The 17,965-nt window shown below is 60.9% G+C and carries 16 protein-coding genes and 1 other annotated feature; of the genes, 7 read left to right on the top strand and 9 right to left on the bottom strand.

Annotation, left to right across the window (positions count from 1 at the left end):
* Positions 1-79: 79 nt before the first annotated feature.
* Positions 80-1,036 carry a hypothetical protein gene (locus tag ACYRGX_RS04595; protein ID WP_473055437.1) on the top strand — a complete coding sequence of 319 codons (957 nt, stop codon included), beginning with the start codon at positions 80-82 and terminating at the stop codon, positions 1,034-1,036.
* A gap of 833 nt (positions 1,037-1,869) precedes the next feature.
* On the top strand, positions 1,870-2,826 hold the full coding sequence (locus ACYRGX_RS04600) for a hypothetical protein (RefSeq protein ID WP_473055438.1): 957 nt from the start codon (positions 1,870-1,872) through the stop codon (positions 2,824-2,826).
* Between the two features lie 404 nt (positions 2,827-3,230).
* On the opposite strand, the gene ACYRGX_RS04605 is transcribed toward ACYRGX_RS04600, so the two are convergent.
* Positions 3,231-4,453 (bottom strand): IS3 family transposase gene (locus ACYRGX_RS04605; protein ID WP_473055439.1). Its coding sequence is split into 2 segments (ribosomal slippage): positions 3,231-4,168 and positions 4,168-4,453, totalling 1,224 coding nucleotides; the frame shifts between segments, so codons are not numbered across the junction.
* Positions 4,059-4,175 (bottom strand) — a sequence feature (AL1L pseudoknot). (Overlaps the previous gene by 117 nt.)
* 54 nt (positions 4,454-4,507) lie before the next feature.
* On the opposite strand from ACYRGX_RS04605, the gene ACYRGX_RS04610 reads away from it, so the two are divergent.
* A complete protein-coding gene (locus ACYRGX_RS04610; RefSeq protein ID WP_473055440.1) occupies positions 4,508-5,233 on the top strand; it encodes a hypothetical protein in 726 nt (241 codons plus the stop codon).
* Between the two features lie 17 nt (positions 5,234-5,250).
* Here ACYRGX_RS04610 and ACYRGX_RS04615 read toward each other — a convergent pair whose 3' ends face one another.
* The 5 genes from ACYRGX_RS04615 to ACYRGX_RS04635 all read right to left on the bottom strand — a co-directional run bounded on the left by ACYRGX_RS04615 (position 5,251) and on the right by ACYRGX_RS04635 (position 10,285).
* Positions 5,251-7,191 carry a DUF7844 domain-containing protein gene (locus ACYRGX_RS04615; RefSeq protein WP_473056633.1) on the bottom strand — a complete coding sequence of 647 codons (1,941 nt, stop codon included), beginning with the start codon at positions 7,189-7,191 and terminating at the stop codon, positions 5,251-5,253.
* Positions 7,192-7,232: 41 nt separating this feature from the next.
* Entirely contained in the window at positions 7,233-7,550 is a 318-nt protein-coding gene (locus tag ACYRGX_RS04620; RefSeq protein ID WP_473055441.1) for a DUF2388 domain-containing protein, read from the bottom strand.
* A 21-nt stretch (positions 7,551-7,571) separates the two neighbouring features.
* A complete protein-coding gene (locus ACYRGX_RS04625) occupies positions 7,572-7,865 on the bottom strand; it encodes a DUF2388 domain-containing protein (RefSeq protein WP_473055442.1) in 294 nt (97 codons plus the stop codon).
* A gap of 148 nt (positions 7,866-8,013) precedes the next feature.
* A complete protein-coding gene (locus ACYRGX_RS04630; RefSeq protein ID WP_473055443.1) occupies positions 8,014-8,226 on the bottom strand; it encodes a DUF1127 domain-containing protein in 213 nt (70 codons plus the stop codon).
* Positions 8,227-8,761: 535 nt separating this feature from the next.
* On the bottom strand, positions 8,762-10,285 hold the full coding sequence (locus ACYRGX_RS04635; protein ID WP_473055444.1) for an acetyl-CoA hydrolase/transferase family protein: 1,524 nt from the start codon (positions 10,283-10,285) through the stop codon (positions 8,762-8,764).
* A 190-nt stretch (positions 10,286-10,475) separates the two neighbouring features.
* Between ACYRGX_RS04635 and ACYRGX_RS04640 the strand changes: the two genes are divergently transcribed.
* Positions 10,476-10,691 (top strand): dodecin, encoded by a 216-nt coding sequence (locus ACYRGX_RS04640; protein ID WP_473055445.1) that lies wholly within the window; start codon positions 10,476-10,478, stop codon positions 10,689-10,691.
* Between the two features lie 207 nt (positions 10,692-10,898).
* Here ACYRGX_RS04640 and ACYRGX_RS04645 read toward each other — a convergent pair whose 3' ends face one another.
* The 3 genes from ACYRGX_RS04645 to ACYRGX_RS04655 all read right to left on the bottom strand — a co-directional run bounded on the left by ACYRGX_RS04645 (position 10,899) and on the right by ACYRGX_RS04655 (position 12,836).
* Positions 10,899-11,900, bottom strand: a complete 1,002-nt coding sequence (locus tag ACYRGX_RS04645) for an LLM class flavin-dependent oxidoreductase (RefSeq protein ID WP_473055446.1) — start codon at positions 11,898-11,900, stop codon at positions 10,899-10,901.
* Positions 11,901-11,979: 79 nt separating this feature from the next.
* Positions 11,980-12,399: a PA0061/PA0062 family lipoprotein gene (locus ACYRGX_RS04650; protein ID WP_473055447.1), complete on the bottom strand. Its 420-nt coding sequence runs from the start codon at positions 12,397-12,399 to the stop codon at positions 11,980-11,982.
* Between the two features lie 23 nt (positions 12,400-12,422).
* Positions 12,423-12,836 carry a PA0061/PA0062 family lipoprotein gene (locus ACYRGX_RS04655; RefSeq protein ID WP_473055448.1) on the bottom strand — a complete coding sequence of 138 codons (414 nt, stop codon included), beginning with the start codon at positions 12,834-12,836 and terminating at the stop codon, positions 12,423-12,425.
* Positions 12,837-12,879: 43 nt separating this feature from the next.
* Between ACYRGX_RS04655 and ACYRGX_RS04660 the strand changes: the two genes are divergently transcribed.
* The 3 genes from ACYRGX_RS04660 (at position 12,880) to ACYRGX_RS04670 (ending at position 17,945) form a co-directional block, all read left to right on the top strand.
* A complete protein-coding gene (locus tag ACYRGX_RS04660) occupies positions 12,880-14,052 on the top strand; it encodes an aminopeptidase (RefSeq protein ID WP_473055449.1) in 1,173 nt (390 codons plus the stop codon).
* Between the two features lie 191 nt (positions 14,053-14,243).
* Positions 14,244-15,224, top strand: a complete 981-nt coding sequence (locus tag ACYRGX_RS04665) for a FecR family protein (RefSeq protein WP_473055450.1) — start codon at positions 14,244-14,246, stop codon at positions 15,222-15,224.
* Between the two features lie 162 nt (positions 15,225-15,386).
* Positions 15,387-17,945 (top strand): TonB-dependent receptor, encoded by a 2,559-nt coding sequence (locus tag ACYRGX_RS04670; RefSeq protein WP_473055451.1) that lies wholly within the window; start codon positions 15,387-15,389, stop codon positions 17,943-17,945.
* The last annotated feature ends 20 nt before the right edge of the window (positions 17,946-17,965 follow it).

A 17,965-nucleotide genomic window follows, 5' to 3' on the forward strand; every position in this document is an offset into this window, starting at 1 on the left:
TTTGCATGTGAGTCCCCGCCTTGGCGTGATTGAACATGTAAGGGCCTCACCGGCTGCGAGTTGAAATCAAGGAGCTGACATGGCTGTAAATAATCCAATTCAGCAGGCTCGCGCTCGATTTGGTGCCACCAATAGCCTGGTTTTGAGTTCGGACCGCTTTACTGGGGAAAAACCTTGGGAGATGTTCGTAACGGATGAACACACTGAACATTACTTGGCGTTAAAGGCGGGGGGCACTGATAGAGGAATGATGACTGGAGTGCTGGGGGGCACACTCTCACTAGTTGGATTGGCGATGAGTGCGTTATTAATACTAAATGGAAAAGTAGAGGGTGTTTGGATTGGGCTGATGTTGTCTATCGCTTTCTTTGTCGTGCCTTTCTACTGGGAAACCCGCCGCCCGTTACCACTCCCCATTCTGTTCAATCGCCGGACGCGCGAAGTTTATTTCGACCATGACGGAAAGCTCTTTCATACACCTTGGGATGGCATTCAGGCGATCGCCGGTGAGTTCACGCTGGTAGGCCCCCATACGGGCGCCATGCGCAATGCCTCGCTGGAGATTTTGGTACGTCGTTTGGGCGAGCCAGAAAACGCACTCCTGGTGAGGCTTGGACTTCCCATGGGCAAGACGCTGCAGATGCAGAAAGGGTTCTGGGAATGGTTGCGTGCCTATATGAACAACGGGCCCTGGTTCGATGAGAACGGCCAGCACAGCGAGTCGGATATTTATGTGAAGCAGATGATCAAGGCGGGCCGAGTTAAAGGTACGGATTGGCATAAACACACCTTGGCACAGATAGCAGAGAAGAAAGCTGCCAATGGCGGGAAGAATTACCTGGAATGGACGGATGCGTTTAGCCTCGTGGCTGAAATCATGTTTTACCCTACGCATTGGTTGCAAGAATTCACCTACAACGTCGCCAAACGCCGCTCCCGAAATCGATGGCCCAAGATTGTCCTCAAGCGTCTTCAGTCCGCTGGCCCGACTACCCGTCTGATTGATCTTGAGCGCGAGCGTGGGTTGGATGTGTGAGTAACCGGGCTTACTTTTTCCGCTGTTTCTGGCTCTCCGATAGCCCAATGTAAAGCATGGCGAAAAGTTCTACGATCAACCCCTCCAAGGCCACGGGAACCCACCGACCAATTTGGTCTGCCACCCATCAAGCGCCCCAACACCGCTGACGGGGAACACGCTCTACCCAAAGAGTACATAGCTTCGTCTATGGCAAACCTGGATGGTTTACCAGCCTCCCCGCGCCGGAGCTGAAAGTTCGCAACTCGTAGCCGATTCTGCAAAACGCCAACGGCTACCTGTTCCGCGTGCATATAGGTACTTCTTCCTCCGGGGCGGATCTGAAAAGTGCTGCGTGCAGCAACGTACTCGGGAGCGAATTGGTGTTCTCTTCACAACGTAGTCACTGCTCTCCTTGCAGGTGCCACATACGAGTGAATGATTAATTATGAGCAGTACGTTTAAAAACTTGCCCAGACTCTCCCTTGGAGCTAGTCCATCGAGCTTCCAAGTTGCCATCAGTGGAAGTGCACCCCAAAACCTACCTTATTGGAGTTTAGGCGCAGCACCACTACAGGCACGTCCTTGCATTAACGGCACAAGATCCACTTAAAAGGGTACGAAACTTGGGGAGCCATCCTGGGGTTTGGCGGGCGTCGTAAAGACGTGGAATGGACGGGCAATGACTTCGATCCGCACGGTGGTACCCATGTGGCCTCCGAACCTAGAGTCGCGCTCTACCGGCGCGTTTATCACGAAGAAAATGGTGATGAATTAGATGCTATCCATGGCCAACTAACGTACTCGCCGCTTGAGGGGCTGAGTTTGCCAGCTATAGAAATTAAGGAGTTAGCATGGGTCTAAGCGACGTAATAAAAAAAGCGCGTGCTCAATTTGGAAGCGCTAATAGCTTGGTCCTGAGTGCAGATAAATCTACTGGCGAGAAGCCATTGGAGCTGTTCTTAACAGATGAGCACACGGAGCATTATCTCGCGTTAGCCGCAGTAGGTGATAGCGATAGAGGAATGATCACCGGGACGCTAGGTGGGACTATGGGGCTCTTGAACCTAGTGTTGGCCGCGGTGTTAGTGCTGCGTTGGGATTTCGAGGGTATATGGATGGAGCTAGTGTCGGCGGTAGGTTTTTTTCTTGTCCCCTTCCTTTGGGAAATCAGCCGTCCACTACCCCTGCCTATTTTGTTCAATCTCCGGACGCGCGAAGTCTATTTCGACCATGACGGAGAGCTCTTTCATACACCTTGGGATGGCATTCAGGCGATCGCCGGTGAGTTCACGCTGGTAGGTCCCCATACGGGCGCTATGCGCAATGCCTCGCTGGAGATTCTGGTGCGTCGTCTGGGGGAGCCGGAAAACGCGCTACTGGTAAGCCTTGGGCTTCCCATGGGCAAAACGCTGCAAATGCAAAAGGGATTATGGGAGTGGTTACGGGCCTATATGAATAATGGGCCCTGGTTCGATGAGAATGGCCAGCACAGCGAGTCCGATGCTTTTGTCAAAGAGATGCTGTCGGCGCATATGAAGCCCACGGAGTTTCTCTCTTGGCGCAAGCAGATCATCGCCGAAAAGAAGGCGGCCAGCGGCGGAAAGAACTATTTGGAGTGGACCGACCTAGTGCTTTATCTAGGGCACCTGTTTTTCTATCCCATGAACGTGATTCAAGAATTCACCTACAACGTCGCCAAACGCCGTTCGCGCAACCGCTGGCCGAATATCGTGCTCGAACGGCTTCGTCCCGATGGGCCCATGTCTCGGTTGATCGATCTCGAGCGTGAGCGGGGGCTAGATGTGTGAGTTTATCTCTGGCAAATATCTAAAATTGTCTTTTTGAGGTGTATGCCTCTGAAGTTTTTTGTGAGCCCATGTATTGGAGTTATTAGGCTTGTAAAGACCTCATCTGCCGTAAGTTGAAATCAAGGAGCTGACATGGCTGTAAATGATCCAATCCAGCAGGCTCGCGTTCGATCGGGTGCCACCAATAGCCTGGTTTTGAGTTCAGACCGCCCTACTGGAGAAAAACCTTGGGAAATGTTCATAACAGATGAACACACTGAGCATTACTTGGCATTGAAGGGCGTGTGGGACCATAACAGAGGGATGATTACTGGGACGCTAGGAGGGACCTTAGGGATTATTAGTCTATTAATGGCCGGGGTGTTTGAACCGCCCCGGCTTTTGTGGAGGCCGTTTCGTTTAAGTCAGGCCGCCATGGCCTGACTTGCTTGTTGCTGGTGGAAGTTTGCCTCAGCCTCCGCGGGCGGGATATATCCGATTGAGCTCAGCAGGCGTTGGTGGTTGTACCAGTGCACCCATTTCAAAGTCGCCATCTCAACAGCTTCGCGGCTCTTCCATGATTGACGGTAAATCAGCTCGGCCTTGTACAGCCCGTTGATGGTTTCGGCCAAGGCGTTGTCGTAGCTATCGCCCTTGCTGCCAACTGAGGGCTCAATGCCGGCCTCTGCCAGCCGCTCGGTGTAGCGAATAGAGACGTACTGGCTGCCACGGTCGCTATGATGGATCAGGCTCCCCGTGCGATGTGGCTGGCGGGCATACAGGGCTTGCTCCAGGGCATCCAGTACGAAGTCGGTCTTCATGCTGGTACTGACTCGCCAGCCGACGATGCGCCGCGCAAAGACATCAATCACGAAGGCCACATACAGCCAGCCCTGCCAGGTCGAGACATACGTGAAGTCCGACACCCACAGCTGATTTGGGCGGTCGGCATGGAACTGGCGTTGCACACGATCCAGCGGGCAGAGCGACTTGTCGCCGGCCACCGTTGTGCGCAGGATCTGGCCGCGCCTTATGCCCTGTAATCCAGCCAGACGCATCAATCGCTCTACCGTGCATCTGGCAGCCTCGATGCCTTCTCGCCGCAGCTGCTTCCAGACCTTCACCACGCCATAGCACTGCATGTTGTCGTCCCATACGCGCTGGATTTCCAAGATCAATGCGTCATCGCGTCGAGCACGGCAGCAGCGCAGTGCCGGGTTGCGCTGCTGCGCCGCATGCTTGCGGTAACCGGACGGGGCGATCCGCAAGACACGGCAGATCGACTCGACCCCGAGACGGTCACGATGCTGATCGACAAAGGCCCTCAGGACTTGGTGCGGCGGTCGAGCTCCGCCTGGGCAAAATACGCACTGGCCAGGCGCAGAATCTCGTTGGCTTTTCGCAGCTCGCGATTTTCGCGCTCCAGGGCTTTGATGCGTTCACGCTCTTCAGTGGTCGGCCCAGGACGTTGGCCGGCGTCGGTCTGATGGCGACGAATCCAGCCATGCAGGGTTTGTGCGGCGCAGCCAATCTTCGGCGCTATGGCTTCAATGGCAGCCCACTCGGAGGGGTAGTCGTTCAGGTGCTCCAGAACCATGCGTACGGCACTTTCACGGACTTCAGGGGAGTAGGTCGTGGTCTTTCTCATGGCCTCATCTTCTCAAGAGTTGAGGCCTCCACGAAACCCGGGGCAGTTCAGTTCGTGCTGCGTGGGGATTTCGAGGGTATATGGATGGAGCTAGTGGGGGCGGTAGGTTTTTTTCTTGTTCCCTTCCTTTGGGAAACCCGCCGCCCGTTACCACTCCCCATTCTGTTCAATCGCCGGACGCGCGAAGTCTATTTCGACCATGACGGAGAGCTCTTTCATACACCTTGGGATGGCATTCAGGCGCTCGCCGGTGAGTCCACGCTGGTAGGCCCCCATACGGGCGCCATGCGCACTGCCTCGCTGGAGATTCTGGTGCGTCGTTTGGGCGAGCCGGAAAACGCACTCCTAGTGAGGCTTGGACTTCCCATGGGCAAAACGCTGCAGATGCAGAAAGGGTTCTGGGAGTGGTTGCGTGCCTATATGAACAACGGGCCCTGGTTCGATGAGAACGGCCAGCACAGCGACTCGGATGTTTATGTGAAGGAGATGATCAAGGCTGGCCAAGTCAAAAGTACGGATTGGCACAAACACACCCTGGCACAGATAGCAGAGAAGAAAGCTGCTAATGGCGGGAGGAACTACTTGGAGTGGACGGATGCGTTCAGCCTGATGGCCGAAATCATGTTCTACCCGGCGCACTGGTTGCAGGAGTTCACCTACAACGTCGCCAAGCGCCGCTCACGCAATCGCTGGCCGAATATCGTGCTCGAACGGCTCCGTCCCGATGGGCCCACGTCTCGGTTGATCGATCTCGAGCGTGAGCGGGGTCTGGATGTGTGAGTGTCACGGGCGCGGGCTCATTTGGCATCTTGGAGGCGCAGGCCTCCTGCCTGTTCGTTGAGTGCGCGCAGATGCTTGCCGATTGCTTCGACATTGGCCTGTCCGGCCTCCAGTTCATGGCGGCGCTCGGGCAGTAGTAGCTTCTGCAAGTCGCCATCGAGGCTTTCATTCAGTTCGCGCAGGGTCTGTAGGTGCGCCTGGCTGTTGCGCTCCAGGTTCTCCCACTCGTCCGGTTGGGGAATGCCGTAGCCCACGTCGAGCAATTGGGCGGGACTGCTGAGAAATCCGCTGTTGTCGATGACTTCTTGAAGCGTCTTGCCGACCTGATCCAGGCGTTCGTCCGGGTCCCCGGCCAGGTAACGTTGCTTGAGTTCGTCCTGCGCGCGCAGTAGCTGCTGCCGGTAGGCCGCCTGCTCCAGCAGCAGCAACGCTGCGCTGGCGCGCAGGTCGGCGCGTTCGATCCAGGGGGTTCGCTCATCCGCGGGTAGCTCCAGCCAGGTGCGCACGTCCTGCTGCGGAAGCGGCAGACGTTGGCGTAGGACCTCGAACATCGCCTGGTAGCGGTCACGGAAGGAATCGAAGCGATAGCCCAGGCGCAATGCCTCCGCGGGGTCGTCGAGAACGCTGGAATCCGCGAGGCCCATACCGATCAGAAGCTCCAACAGGCCATTGGGCATGATGCTGTCCAGGCTGCGCAGGGCCGGCAGGTCGGTGCCGCCACGCAGCAGTTTGAGGGTTTCCACTGCGCAGTTATTGGACAGAAAGTAGTAGTGCCCGTCGTAGCTCCAGTGCAACTCCACCGCACGCCGCACCAGCGCTTCCAGTTCATCGCGCGAGAGCTTCAGCGGAACCGAGGAGAGTGAGCGCAGCTCGACCTTGGTGTATTCGTCGATCACCTGCGATAGCGGCAGGATGAACAGGCGCGAGGGGTAGTTGCCGGTCAGGCCGTCCCAGCTCGACAACTGCAGGTCGTCGACGAAGGCGCGGAAGGAGAGTACCAGGTGCTGGTCGAGGTCCAGCCGGCAGTCCGGTCCCCGGGGTCGGCCTGGGGCGCAGACCACCAAACGCAACATGCTGTGCCCCCAGCGGCTGACCCAGGCGTCGTTGGCTTCTGCGAACAGGTAGTCCACGGCGTATACGCGGGAGGGGTCGAGCTTGCCCAGGGCCTCCTGTTGGTAGTCGTTGCCGGCATCCAGGTAGGGCAGTTGCGCTGGGCAGCGTGCCTCGTTCGACGGGCTCCAGCCGAAGTGCCGAGTGAAGTAGGCGAACAGCGATGGACGGCGACAGGCATAGTGCGGATCAAGGAGAAAGTACTCCATGTTCACCGCAGCGAATTCCTGGGGGTCGGTAAGCTCGTAGCTGTCCGGACTGCGGGTACGCAGGCCGTTGCTCGGTTCACGAGCGCCGCGCTGGCCTACGGCTTGTTGCCAGCCGGCGAGGTCGAGCAGGCGTGGATCGTCGGAAAGGCTGTAATGGCGCTCGGTCTCGCCACGGCAACGGGCGGGCAGGCCGATTTCGCCGTTGATCCGGCGCTGGCGCGTGCAGCGTTGCTGCAGGACCAGCGCAGCCTCCGGACCCCAGTGCTCGCGGTCATAGAGATGGGTCAGCTCATGTAGTACGGTGGCCAGCAGTTCGCGGCGTTGGGTGCCGTGAGTGCGGCCCGTCTGCGCACGTGCAGCGCTGCCGTCGGCCAGGGCCGGCAACAATGCCCGGTTGAGGGCGAGCGCGTCGGGGCGGGTTACACGACCGTAGCCGTGTTCGGGCAGGTCACTCTCCCAGGTCACCTGAATCGTGCGATCCAGGCGCTCACGAAAGCTCGGTGGCAGGGCCTGGAGCGCCTCGTCCAGCAGTGCGCGGGAGGCCGAATACTGTGCAGGTGTCAGACCGTCCCGGGAAATATCCAGGCGTAGAGCTGCTTGCGCCGAAACGCTGCTGGCGAGTAGCAGCGCGGCCAACAGACAAAACCTGCCTAGGCGCCCTCGACTCCGCTCACGCAACCTTATAGCGCCAATATCGCCTGAGCCAGTTCGCGGTCGCTGGCCTGGCGTGCTTGCTCCGAGTGCTCGCGCAACCGCCGCAGGGCGGCTTCAAGCTGGGCGCCACGGATGCCACCGTCGCTGGCGACGAAACTGGCCGCATCGTCACGGGCCTCTACCACCATCTTCATGTCGCGTATCGAGGTGGTGGTATCCGAGGTGAAGTCGATGCTGCGGCCGAGCGCTCGCACGAAGATATCGCTGGTCGCTTCCAGAGTGCGTGCCTGGGCGTGGGTGCCCGCGAGTAGTCCCAGGCAGAGCAGGGCGAAAGTCTTGCGCATGGTGTCGCTCCTTGAGGTCGCTTATTGGACGAGAATCGCCTGCGCCAGTTCGCTATCGCTGGCGGTCAATTCGGAATCTTGTTCGCGCAGCCAGTGCAGTGCCGCTTCCAGGCGCGCACCGCGTTGGGTGCCGTCACTGGCGACGAATACCGCGGCATCGTCGCGGGCGTCGCGGACGATCTTGTTCTGGAAGGGCAGGCTGGTGATCTGACTGGTGACGTAGAGCGCGCCCGCAACCACGTCGGTGGTCAGATCGAAGGCCGCCGCAGGTCTGGCACAGAGGAGGGCGAGAAGCAGGAGGGCAGGGTAACGCATGTCGAGCCGTGGTAATGAATTCAGTCGCCTAGGCTAGCGCAAGCATACCTTCAGGGCCAGGCGGGCGCTCTGGAACGAGGGCTGAATAAAGAAAAGCCCGTCGCAAGCGACGGGCTTTTCAAGGCAGGCCAGGGACCTAAAAACGTGCTTAGCGCCAGAACGGTTTGTTCAGCTCTGCAAAGCGCTGTGCTTCGCTGATGCCGGCGTCCGCGAGCAGGCGGGCATCCAGGCGTGCCAGCTGGCGGCGGCTGACCATACGGCGCTGCCACAGCAGCAGGGTGCTCAGTGCGCGAAGGGCCAGCGGGGCTTTGGCTGCGGATTGGGTGCTAGCGAAGAGGTCGGAACTAAGGGTGCGTTCCATGATGTTTTCCTTCCGCCTCTGGGCGGGGTTAGCTCGATTCACGGTGCCTATGATGAGCTCCTCGCAAATCTGCCAACAGAGACAGCTATTCAGAATTGTTGTGTTTTTCGACGGCCAAGACGGTAACTGTACTGTTACCGAAGGGAGCAACTGTTACGTTTTGATCCACTTTGGGGCAGTATTTCACCGATATTGGGTCTGTGTGCGCCCTATTGAGGCCGCCATTCATTACAGTTTTCAGATAAATAACAGGTACAGTTTTGGTTGAAGGGAGGCTTGCAGGCAAAAAGACTAGTTTGTGGCGCATGTATCAGTGAAAAACACTGCTCCGATGCGATCTGGCTTGGGGACCAATACAGTGCTCGCCGTTGAGCCAGTGAATATGACCAGGCAGAGTCACTTCCCGCAGCAAGTACCCCCTCCTGGCGAGGATCGAGGGCGTGTTTCGATACGCCCCTTCACTCGCTGAGTGTGTGCCTGCCGCCGAGTGTGTTACCGGGGTGTTACGGTGCGGAGAGCGGGGTCCGCGCCTGCCTCAAGCCACGTGGCTGTCCTGCTCCAGTTCGGTGTAGGCCAGCATGTGCCCACGCTCTTCCAGGTTGATGTGCCAGTCGAGGGCTTCGCGCAACAGGTGAGGGGTATGCCCGCCCTTGGCGCAAGCGGCTTCGAAGTAGTTCGAGAGCGCATCGCGATAGCCGGGATGTACGCAGTTGTCGATGATCACGCGTGCGCGTTCGCGCGGAGCCAGGCCGCGCAGGTCTGCCAGGCCCTGCTCGGTCACCAGGATGTCCACGTCGTGTTCGGTGTGGTCGACGTGACTTACCATCGGCACCACGCTGGAGATGGCGCCCTCCTTGGCGATCGATTTGGTGACGAAGATCGCCAGGTGTGCGTTGCGGGCGAAGTCACCGCTGCCACCGATGCCGTTCATCATCCGCGTACCGCCGACATGGGTGGAGTTGACGTTGCCGTAGATGTCGAATTCCAGAGCGGTATTGATGCCGATGATTCCGAGCCGGCGAACCACCTCCGGATGGTTGGAAATCTCCTGCGGGCGCAGCACCAGCTTGTCCTTGTAGCGCTCCAGGTTGCCGAAGACGTCGGCATTGCGCCGCTGCGATAGGGTGATGGAGCTGCCTGAGGCAAAACGCAGCTTGCCGGCGTCGATCAGGTCGAAGGTGGAGTCTTGCAGGACTTCCGAATACATCGTCAGGTTGTCGAAGGGCGAATGAATCAACCCGCACATCACCGCGTTGGCGATGCTGCCGATGCCCGCCTGCAGCGGAGCCAGACTGTTGCTCATGCGTCCCGCGGCCACTTCTTTCTCGAAGAAGCCGATCAGGTGGTCGGCGATCGCCTGGGTCTCGGCATCCGGCGGCAGTACCGTGGACGGGGAGTCCGGTTGTTTGCTGATCACGATCGCTGCGATCTTCTCCGGCGGAATGGGAATCGCAGTGCTGCCAATACGGTCGTCCACGCGCGTCAGCGGGATCGGAGTGCGCGTGGGGCGGTAGGTCGGAATGTAGACATCGTGCAGCCCTTCGAGGTTGGCATCGTGGGCGAGGTTGATCTCGACGATGACCCGTTTGGCGAAGATGGCGAAGCTGGCGGAGTTGCCCACCGAGGTGGTGGGGACGATATGACCTTCCTCGGTGATGGCGACGGCTTCGATCACTGCAATGTCGGGCAGCTTTAGCTGGTGATTGCGCAGTTGCTCGACGGTTTCCGACAGGTGTTGGTCAATGAACATCACCGAGCCGTCGTTGATCGCACGGCGCAGCGTGGCATCGACCTGGAAGGGCATGCGACGCGCCAGTACGCCCGCCTCGGTAAGCTGCTTGTCGAGGTCGTTGCCCAGGCTGGCGCCGGTCATCAGGCTGATCTTCAACGGGCTGCGGCGGGCGCGCTCGGCCAAAGCCTGGGGCACAGCCTTGGCTTCCCCCGCGCGGGTGAAGCCGCTCATGCCCACGGTCATGCCGTCCTCGATGAGGCTCGCCGCGACCTCGGCGCTGACGACGCGCTTGAGTAGATCGGGCAGGCGAATTCGATCGGCGTACATGGCAAGACCTCAAGGGAAGCAGGGGTAATGCGCGCCAGTCTAGGGTTTCGCAGCGGATTCGCCCTCTATACCAAGGTCGAATTGGCCGCGCTAGGGCGCCTACGTCGCGAGGCGGCGCGGTGCTGGCTGAACTTTCCTGTGCCCCACCAGGCCTGAAAAAGAACAGCCCATACGCACTTTGGAGATTGCCATGTCCGACCATCACACCTACAAGCTGATCGAACTCGTCGGCTCCTCGACCACCAGCATCGAGGATGCGATCGGGAATGCCATCGCCGAGGCGGCGAAGAGCGTTGAGCTGATGGAGTGGTTCGAGGTGGTGGAAACCCGCGGCCATCTGCGCGATGGCGCCGTGGCGCACTACCAAGTCACGCTCAAGGTAGGCTTTCGCATCGCGCAGAGCTAACGACTGCTGAGGTGTCGCTCACGCTCGCATCAAGACAGGCACCGGCCCCCAACGGGGTGTCAGCGATAAGCTGAGTGGGTGCTGCCGGGCTTGCCAACGGGCGACAGGGCCTGTCGGGTCATCGCCGGCGCGCTGCGCCTCGATAGCGGTGAGTTCGCGCGGCACCCATCCGCGGCTCGCGAAAGAGCGCCAACACCTCCGTCCGGATCACTCTCGCAGGGACGCGAGGATCTCGAAGGAACGCAGCCGGTCGGCGTGCTCGTAGAGATCGCAGGTGAAGATCAGTTCGTCGGCATCGGTCTGCTCGAGAATGACCTCCAGGCGCGCGCGTACCTTTTCCGGGCCGCCGATTACCGCCATGCCAAGGAAGTTGCCTACGGCGTCTTGTTCATGGGGTAGCCAGAGCCCCTGCATGCTCGAAACGGGCGGCTGCAGCACCAGACTCTGTCCGCGAATCAACGCGAGGATGCGCTGGAACACCGTGGTCGCAAGATGCTCGGCGCGCTCGTCGCTTTCCGCTGCCACCAAAGGTACGCCCAGCATCACGTAGGGCTCCTGCAGAACCGGCGAGGGGCGGAAGTTCTCCCGATACAGGCGAATGGCGTCATGCATGTAACGCGGCGCGAAGTGCGCGGCGAAGGCGTAGGGCAGCCCCTTGGCCGCGGCGAGCTGGGCGCTGAACAGGCTGGAGCCGAGCAGCCAGATCGGGACGGCGGTGCCGCAGCCGGGCATCGCCACCACGCGCTGGCCCGGTTGGCGTGGGCCGAGCAGTGCTTCCAGTTCCTCGACGTCCTGAGGAAAGTCTTCAGCGCTACCCATGCGCTCCCGGCGCAACGCATAGGCGGTGGCCTGGTCGGCACCGGGTGCGCGGCCCAGGCCGAGGTCGATGCGGCCGGGGAACAGGCTCTCCAGCGTGCCGAATTGCTCGGCGATCACCAGCGGTGCGTGGTTGGGCAGCATGACGCCGCCTGAGCCCACGCGGATGCGGGAGGTGCCCGCCGCCAGGTGAGCGAGCAACACGGCGGTCGCCGAACTGGCGATGCCGTCCATGTTGTGGTGCTCGGCAACCCAGAAACGGGTGAAGTTCAGGGCCTCGACATGCTGGGCGAGTGCCAGCGACCGCATCAACGCCGGGCGGGCGCCTTGATCGTCGTTACGTACCGGTGCGAGATCGAGGACGGAGAATCGAGTGTCTGCAAGTCGGCTCATGGGGACTCCATTGGGGGCGCCGACGCCAGGGACGGACAGGGACGACGCGGAGGGTCAGTGCGCAAACAGCGAGCTGCGCTCAGAAGGGGCCGCAGCGTAGCTCTTCGGCACGTGCGAGGGGCTCGCGGCCGGTGCCGTAGAGCCAGCCCATCGGGCGCATCGCGGCATTGCGCGTTTCCAGGCGATAGCGTTGCCCGGCGCGAAAGTCGTCATAGCGTATCCGTAGGTAGCAGGTCAGCCGCGTCGGCTCTCGCAGGGCACCGACCGCGCCGCCGGCGGAGATGTCGTATTGATAGCGCACCTCCAGCTCATGGGCCCCCGGCGTCACCTGGAAGTAGCGACCGTCCGGCCAGCGCTTGCCATCGAGGTTTTCGGCCATCAATAGATCGCTGGCAGTGGTGTAGAGGTCGATCCACGCCATGCCTGGATCGGCAGGGGGGAGAGGGCTGCTGCAACCGCCCAGCAAAAGGGCCAGCGGTGCGAGAAACGACAGGCGCATGAGCGGCTCCGGCAAGCGCGGCCCTAGATCAGGCCGCATCGTTGTTCGTGGCCTCGCGCAACGACCTGGCCTTGCGCATCGCGCAGCTCGAGCCAGGGACGGAAGCCCACTGCACCGGCCTTGAGCGCGTAACGCTGGCCGGCGGTGAAGTCAGCGTACTGCAAACTGACCTCGCAGTCGCGCGGCAAGCCTTGGGTGCTACCAAGATTCACCGGCTGTACCTCGAAGCGGTAGCTCAGCAGCAGTTCGTGCTCGCCCGGCGTCACCTGAAAATAGCGAGGATCGTCCCAGGCGCTGTCGTCGACTTGCCGCGCCTGCAAGGCGTCGCGTTGAGCCTCGTCAAGATCGACCCAGGCCTGGGACGGATCCGCCGAAGGTGGCCAGAGGGAGCAGCCGTGCAGGAGCAGGGGAGCGAGGCAGTAGTACAGCGGGCGCATGGTGGACTTCCGGCCGGGAGGGCGTGGTGATAGCGTGGCGCTCATGCCCACGCTCGAATGTCCGACTCTGGACCCCCGCACCTGGCGCTGGGTTCCCGTGTTCCTGATCCTGCTGCTCAGCGGTTGCGCTGCCTATTATGGTCAGCTCGCGCAGGGGCAGTTGGACCTGCTCTGGTCTCGGGAGCCGATCCCGCGCATCCTTGCCGATGCGCATCGCGACCCGGCGTTGCGCGAGCGCCTGGCGCTGGCACTGCAAGCTCGCCGCTTCGCCAGTGAAAGCCTGGCCCTGCCGGACAATGGCAGCTACCGGGACTACGTCGAGCTGGGCAGGCCCTACGTGGTGTGGAATGTCTTCGCAACCGAAGAGTTGTCGCTGGAGCCGGTGACCCACTGCTTTCCCATCGCCGGCTGTGTGGCCTATCGCGGCTATTACCAGGAAGCACGAGCGCGCGGCGCGGCTGCCGAGTTACGTTTGCAGGGCAAGGATGTGTATGTGGCAGGGGTCGAGGCCTATTCGACCCTGGGCTGGTTCGACGACCCGCTACTGTCGAGCATGTTGCGCTGGAGTGATGATCGCCTGGCGGCGGTGATCTTCCACGAGCTGTCACACCAGCGTCTGTATCTGCCGGGGGACACGGCGTTCAATGAGTCCTACGCCAGCTTCGTCGAGCATGAAGGGCTCCGCCAATGGCGGCGCAGTCGAGGGCTTCCGGATACCGACGATCTGCGCGCCGCGCAACGCAGCGCCTTTACCGGTTTGGTCCTGGAGAGCCGTGAGCGCTTGCGGGCGCTTTATGCCAGCGGCCAAGCCGTGGCGACGCTACGTGCCGGCAAGCAGGCCGAGTTCACCCGGCTAAGGCGCGAATACCATGCCCTGTGGGCCGCGCGATTTCCCGGGGACCACCGCTACGATGGCTGGTTCCAGGCGCCCCTGAACAACGCCAGGCTGCTGCCCTTTGGTCTGTATGATCGCTGGACTGCAGCCTTCGCCGCGCTTTACCGCGATGAAGGGGGCAATTGGAGGCGTTTCCACAGGGCCGTCGCCGGATTGGCGGCGCTGCCTGCGAAGGAGCGCGAAGCACGTCTGATGGCCCTGCAGGCAAAGGACCTCGGAAGCGCTGCGGCAGGGCGCGCGGGTGACGCGAGGAAAATGCCACAAGCCCCGCCGGCTCTGATTTCAGCGGGCACTCGTCGGAATGCCGGGGACGTGCATTGAAAGGCACGGCAAGCCTGGCTAGTATGCATTCATACGCATGAATCCAGGCAGGGACGCGCCGGATCGACAGCGGGGTTCCCGCAACTGATCACCCCATCGCGCCCAATGTGTTTGCCTCTTTTGTCATGCCGCGGTGCCGCGCTTATTTTGGGCGGCGATCGATTGCCCGTGTCGACCTGCGAACATTGCCTGTGACCCACGAAGAGCAGCAACGGATGCGCCAGGAGGCCGCCACTTGGGCGGTGCGTCTGGCCGAGGATGAGCCCAGCGCCAAGCTGCTCGAAGAGCTGCAGCGCTGGCTGTCCGTCGACCGTCGCCGGCCGGATGCGCTGCGCGAGGCACGTCGTCATTGGGTCGAATTGCGTTCGCAGGCTGCCAGCCCTTCCTCCTATGTCTTTCCCGTCTCGGATCGCTTGCCCAGCGTCTCCGCCCGGTCCCATCGTGGCCGTTGGCTGGCGGTCGCGGCCGTGCTTTGCATCGCGTTGCTGGGCGTACTGAAAGGGCCGGACATGCTCCTGGCGCTACGGGCCGATGAGCTCACGTCTGTCGGCGAGGTTCGTCGCGTCTCGTTACCCGATGGCAGCGTTGCCGAACTGGATTCCCGCAGCGCCCTGGCGCTTGCCTATAACGATCGCGAGCGACGTGTTCGTCTGCTTAGCGGAGAGGCCTATTTCGAAGTTGCGCCCTTGACCGGGGAGGAACCCAGGCCGTTCATCGTCGAGAGTGCCGGTGGTGAGGCTCAGGCGCTAGGGACGCGCTTCGTGGTCGGTGAGCGTGGTTCCGAGACCTGGGTCGGGGTTCTGGAACACAGTGTCGCGGTCAGTTTGCAGCAACCCGTGGCATTCGGTGACTCGCGCCTCGTGTTGCAGGAAGGCCAGAGCGCTCGCTACGAAGCCGGTCGTGGGCTGCGTCGCGGTGTTCAACCCGACTTGGCGCAGGCGACCGGTTGGCGCCGCGGGCTGCTGGTCTTCGAAAAGCAACCGCTTGCCGATGTGGTACAGCGCATCGGTCGTTACCGCAGTGGCCGTATTCTGGTCGCCGACAGCACCCTCGCCAACCGCCGTGTCAGCGGTGTCTTGCACCTGAACGACCTCGACCGTGGCCTCGACATGCTGGTTGCCGAGCTCGGCGCCCGTTCCCTTGATCTTCCCGGATTAACGCTCATTCGATAAGGTTATGGCACACTGCCCACTTGAGGCTTTCTGCCGTTTCCGGGAAAGGATCTCCGGTAATTTTTCTTTTATAAAACGCTACCTTAGAAGACATGACCGTCGTGGTGGCAGCGCCCGTCCAGGAATCCACTGGGGTGGGCGCATCGGGGATTTGGGGATCTGATGAAACGCTGCGGGCGCGATTCTGCCATGCAGGGATGGTCTTTTGGGGGCAGGGAATTCGCCCTCTTTGGTTGCCTTCTGGGCTCTCTGGTTTCAGCCGTTCCCGCCTGGGCGCAGAGCCCGGCGGCGGAGCAGTCGGCCGAGCAGTTCGACTTCGATATTCCGCCGCAACCCCTCGAAACCGCCGTGCTGCTGTATGCCCAGCAAGCCTCGGTACAGATTTTCTTCGATAGCGAGCGTCTGGCTGGCCTGCAGGGCAGTGCCGTGCACGGTCGCCTCGACTATCGCGAGGCGCTGCGGCAATTGCTGGCGGGATTGCCGGTGAGCTACCGCTTCGATCCCGATCGTCGCGTTGCGCTCAGCCGCAGGCTGGACAGCGATGCCACTGAGTTGGCTTCCCAGGTGATCCAAGCGCGTCCGCTGAGCGAGCGTGATGCCTTGGCGATGCTGCCGCGTTCGGCGTCGGTCATCGAGCGGCAGCAGATCGAGCGCCTGCCACCGCGTGACGCCGCGGCGCTGCTGCAGCAGAGCGCCGGCGTGTATACCGCTGTCAGCGGGCAGGACCCGGGCACCTCGGTGAACATCCGCGGTATCCAGGACTTTGGCCGGGTCAACCTGTCGATCGACGGCATGCGCCAGAATTACCAGCAAACCGGTGACCAGCAGCGCAACGGCACCCTGTACATCGATCCCGAGTTGCTCTCCGGCGTCATGCTGGAAAAGGGGCCTTCCTCCACCCAGGGTGGCGCTGGCGTGATCGGCGGCGTGGCGGACTTCCGCACGCTGCAGGCGGGGGACTTCCTCGAGCCCGGCAAGGAAATCGGCGGCCGCCTGCGCGCCACCACCGGCCTGGGCGCCTACGCCAACGGTACGCATTTCATCGGTAGCGGGGTGTTTGCCGCGGGCGACGCCCGGGGTGATCTGCTGCTCGCCGTGGCGGAACGGCATCTGGGGGACTATCAGGCGGGGAATCACGGTGACCTCGGTCAGTTGCGGACCTTTGGTCTGAGTGATCTGCTCAAAGGGCAGGAGGTCGATAGTTCCGCTTACCTCATGCGTTCCCGTTTGGCCAAGGTCGGCTTCAACCTGGATGCAGACCAGCGCCTGGAATTGAGTTACCTGCAAACCAGTACGCATTACGATGATGCCTACCAACTGGATTACAACGGCGAGAACTTGTATTGGCCGAAGCAGGGTACCAGCGCTATCGAGTCGAGCACTCTGGGGCTGGATTACCACTACGATCCGGACTCGCCGCTGATCGATCTGAATGCCAAGATCTATCGGGTCAATACGCGTAACGATCAGTACGTCACGGCAGTGAGCCCCGCGTACAGTGTGCGCTACCAGACACGCAGCTACGGTCTGCAGTTGAATAACAGCAGTCGTTTCGAGGTCGGCTCGTTGGCGGAGGCGACCCTCACCTATGGTGTCGAGGCTGTCCAGGATCGCACCGATCCGGACACCGACGCCCAAGGCGATTACGTGGGCGTTGCAAGCACGACGCCTGAAGGACAACGCACCCTGGCCAGCCTGTTCGGCAACCTGGAGTACGAATACGACGCCTGGTTGCTGCTCAGTGCCGGGCTGCGCTACGACCGCTATTGGTTGAAGGGGGACGCCAGTTTCCAGAGTCCGTCCTTCAATGATTACGCCTACGATATGAGCGAGCAGCAGGGCAAGCTTTCGCCGACCCTGGGTTTCGCGATCAAGCCCGGTATCGAAGGTTTGCAGCTCTACGCCAACTGGGGCAAAGGTTGGCGGCCGCCGGCGATTACCGAGAGCCTGGCTAGCGGGCAGCGTTTCGGCTCGCCGGGTTCGTCACAAACCATCTACCCTAACCCCTTTCTGGCACCCGAGCGCTCTACCTCCTGGGAGGTCGGTGTCAACCTGTTGCGCGACGATCTTTGGGTCGAGGGGGATCGCCTGACCGTCAAGGTGGCCTATTTCGATACCAAGGTGGATGACTTTATCTATTTTTCTCGAGATCGTCGGCTTCCCGATGATCCTATGGGTGACGAGGCTGATGCTCTTTCTGGATCGTACGCAAATAACCTGCGGAAAACGCGCTTCAGGGGCATGGAGTACAGCCTCTCCTACGATGCGGGCAGCTTTTATGGCGATTTGTCCTATACGCACATGATTGGCAAGAACGACTTTTGCTCACGACAAAACTGGTTGGTGCCGGCCGCCGAGGGAGATACGGTAAGTTGCGCGATCCAGGGAACCGCCGAATACCTGCCTATGGATCGTGGAGCCCTTGCCCTGGGGGTCCGCCTATTGGATCGACGCCTGGATCTCGGCGGGCGTGTGCGTTATAGCCAGGGGATGTCTATCGGCACCTCAACTGATGACGTCGACTATTTTTACCCGCCGGACTGGAAGCGCTACATGGTCTACGACCTCTACACACGATTGCAGGTCAGCGAATCGCTTTCCCTTGGTTTGTCGTTGGATAATCTGACCGATCGTGCCTACCTGGTGCCGCTGGGAGACGTCGTCGCCTTCACCTTGCAGTCGGGACGCACGCTAGAAGGGACGCTCGAGTATCGTTTCTGATAGGGTCGGACCGATGGCGA

Source organism: Pseudomonas sp. R4-15, assembly GCF_055768815.1.

What these genes read in the sequence shown, in the direction of transcription:
- ACYRGX_RS04595 (WP_473055437.1), top strand. Translation starts at nt 80, where the DNA reads ATGGCTGTAAATAATCCAATTCAGCAGGCTCGCGCTCGATTTGGTGCC.
- ACYRGX_RS04600 (WP_473055438.1), top strand. Translation starts at nt 1,870, where the DNA reads ATGGGTCTAAGCGACGTAATAAAAAAAGCGCGTGCTCAATTTGGAAGC.
- ACYRGX_RS04620 (WP_473055441.1), bottom strand. Translation starts at nt 7,550, where the DNA reads ATGCGCAAGACTTTCGCCCTGCTCTGCCTGGGACTACTCGCGGGCACC.
- ACYRGX_RS04625 (WP_473055442.1), bottom strand. Translation starts at nt 7,865, where the DNA reads ATGCGTTACCCTGCCCTCCTGCTTCTCGCCCTCCTCTGTGCCAGACCT.
- ACYRGX_RS04630 (WP_473055443.1), bottom strand. Translation starts at nt 8,226, where the DNA reads ATGGAACGCACCCTTAGTTCCGACCTCTTCGCTAGCACCCAATCCGCA.
- ACYRGX_RS04635 (WP_473055444.1), bottom strand. Translation starts at nt 10,285, where the DNA reads ATGTACGCCGATCGAATTCGCCTGCCCGATCTACTCAAGCGCGTCGTC.
- ACYRGX_RS04640 (WP_473055445.1), top strand. Translation starts at nt 10,476, where the DNA reads ATGTCCGACCATCACACCTACAAGCTGATCGAACTCGTCGGCTCCTCG.
- ACYRGX_RS04645 (WP_473055446.1), bottom strand. Translation starts at nt 11,900, where the DNA reads ATGAGCCGACTTGCAGACACTCGATTCTCCGTCCTCGATCTCGCACCG.
- ACYRGX_RS04650 (WP_473055447.1), bottom strand. Translation starts at nt 12,399, where the DNA reads ATGCGCCTGTCGTTTCTCGCACCGCTGGCCCTTTTGCTGGGCGGTTGC.
- ACYRGX_RS04655 (WP_473055448.1), bottom strand. Translation starts at nt 12,836, where the DNA reads ATGCGCCCGCTGTACTACTGCCTCGCTCCCCTGCTCCTGCACGGCTGC.
- ACYRGX_RS04660 (WP_473055449.1), top strand. Translation starts at nt 12,880, where the DNA reads ATGCCCACGCTCGAATGTCCGACTCTGGACCCCCGCACCTGGCGCTGG.
- ACYRGX_RS04670 (WP_473055451.1), top strand. Translation starts at nt 15,387, where the DNA reads ATGAAACGCTGCGGGCGCGATTCTGCCATGCAGGGATGGTCTTTTGGG.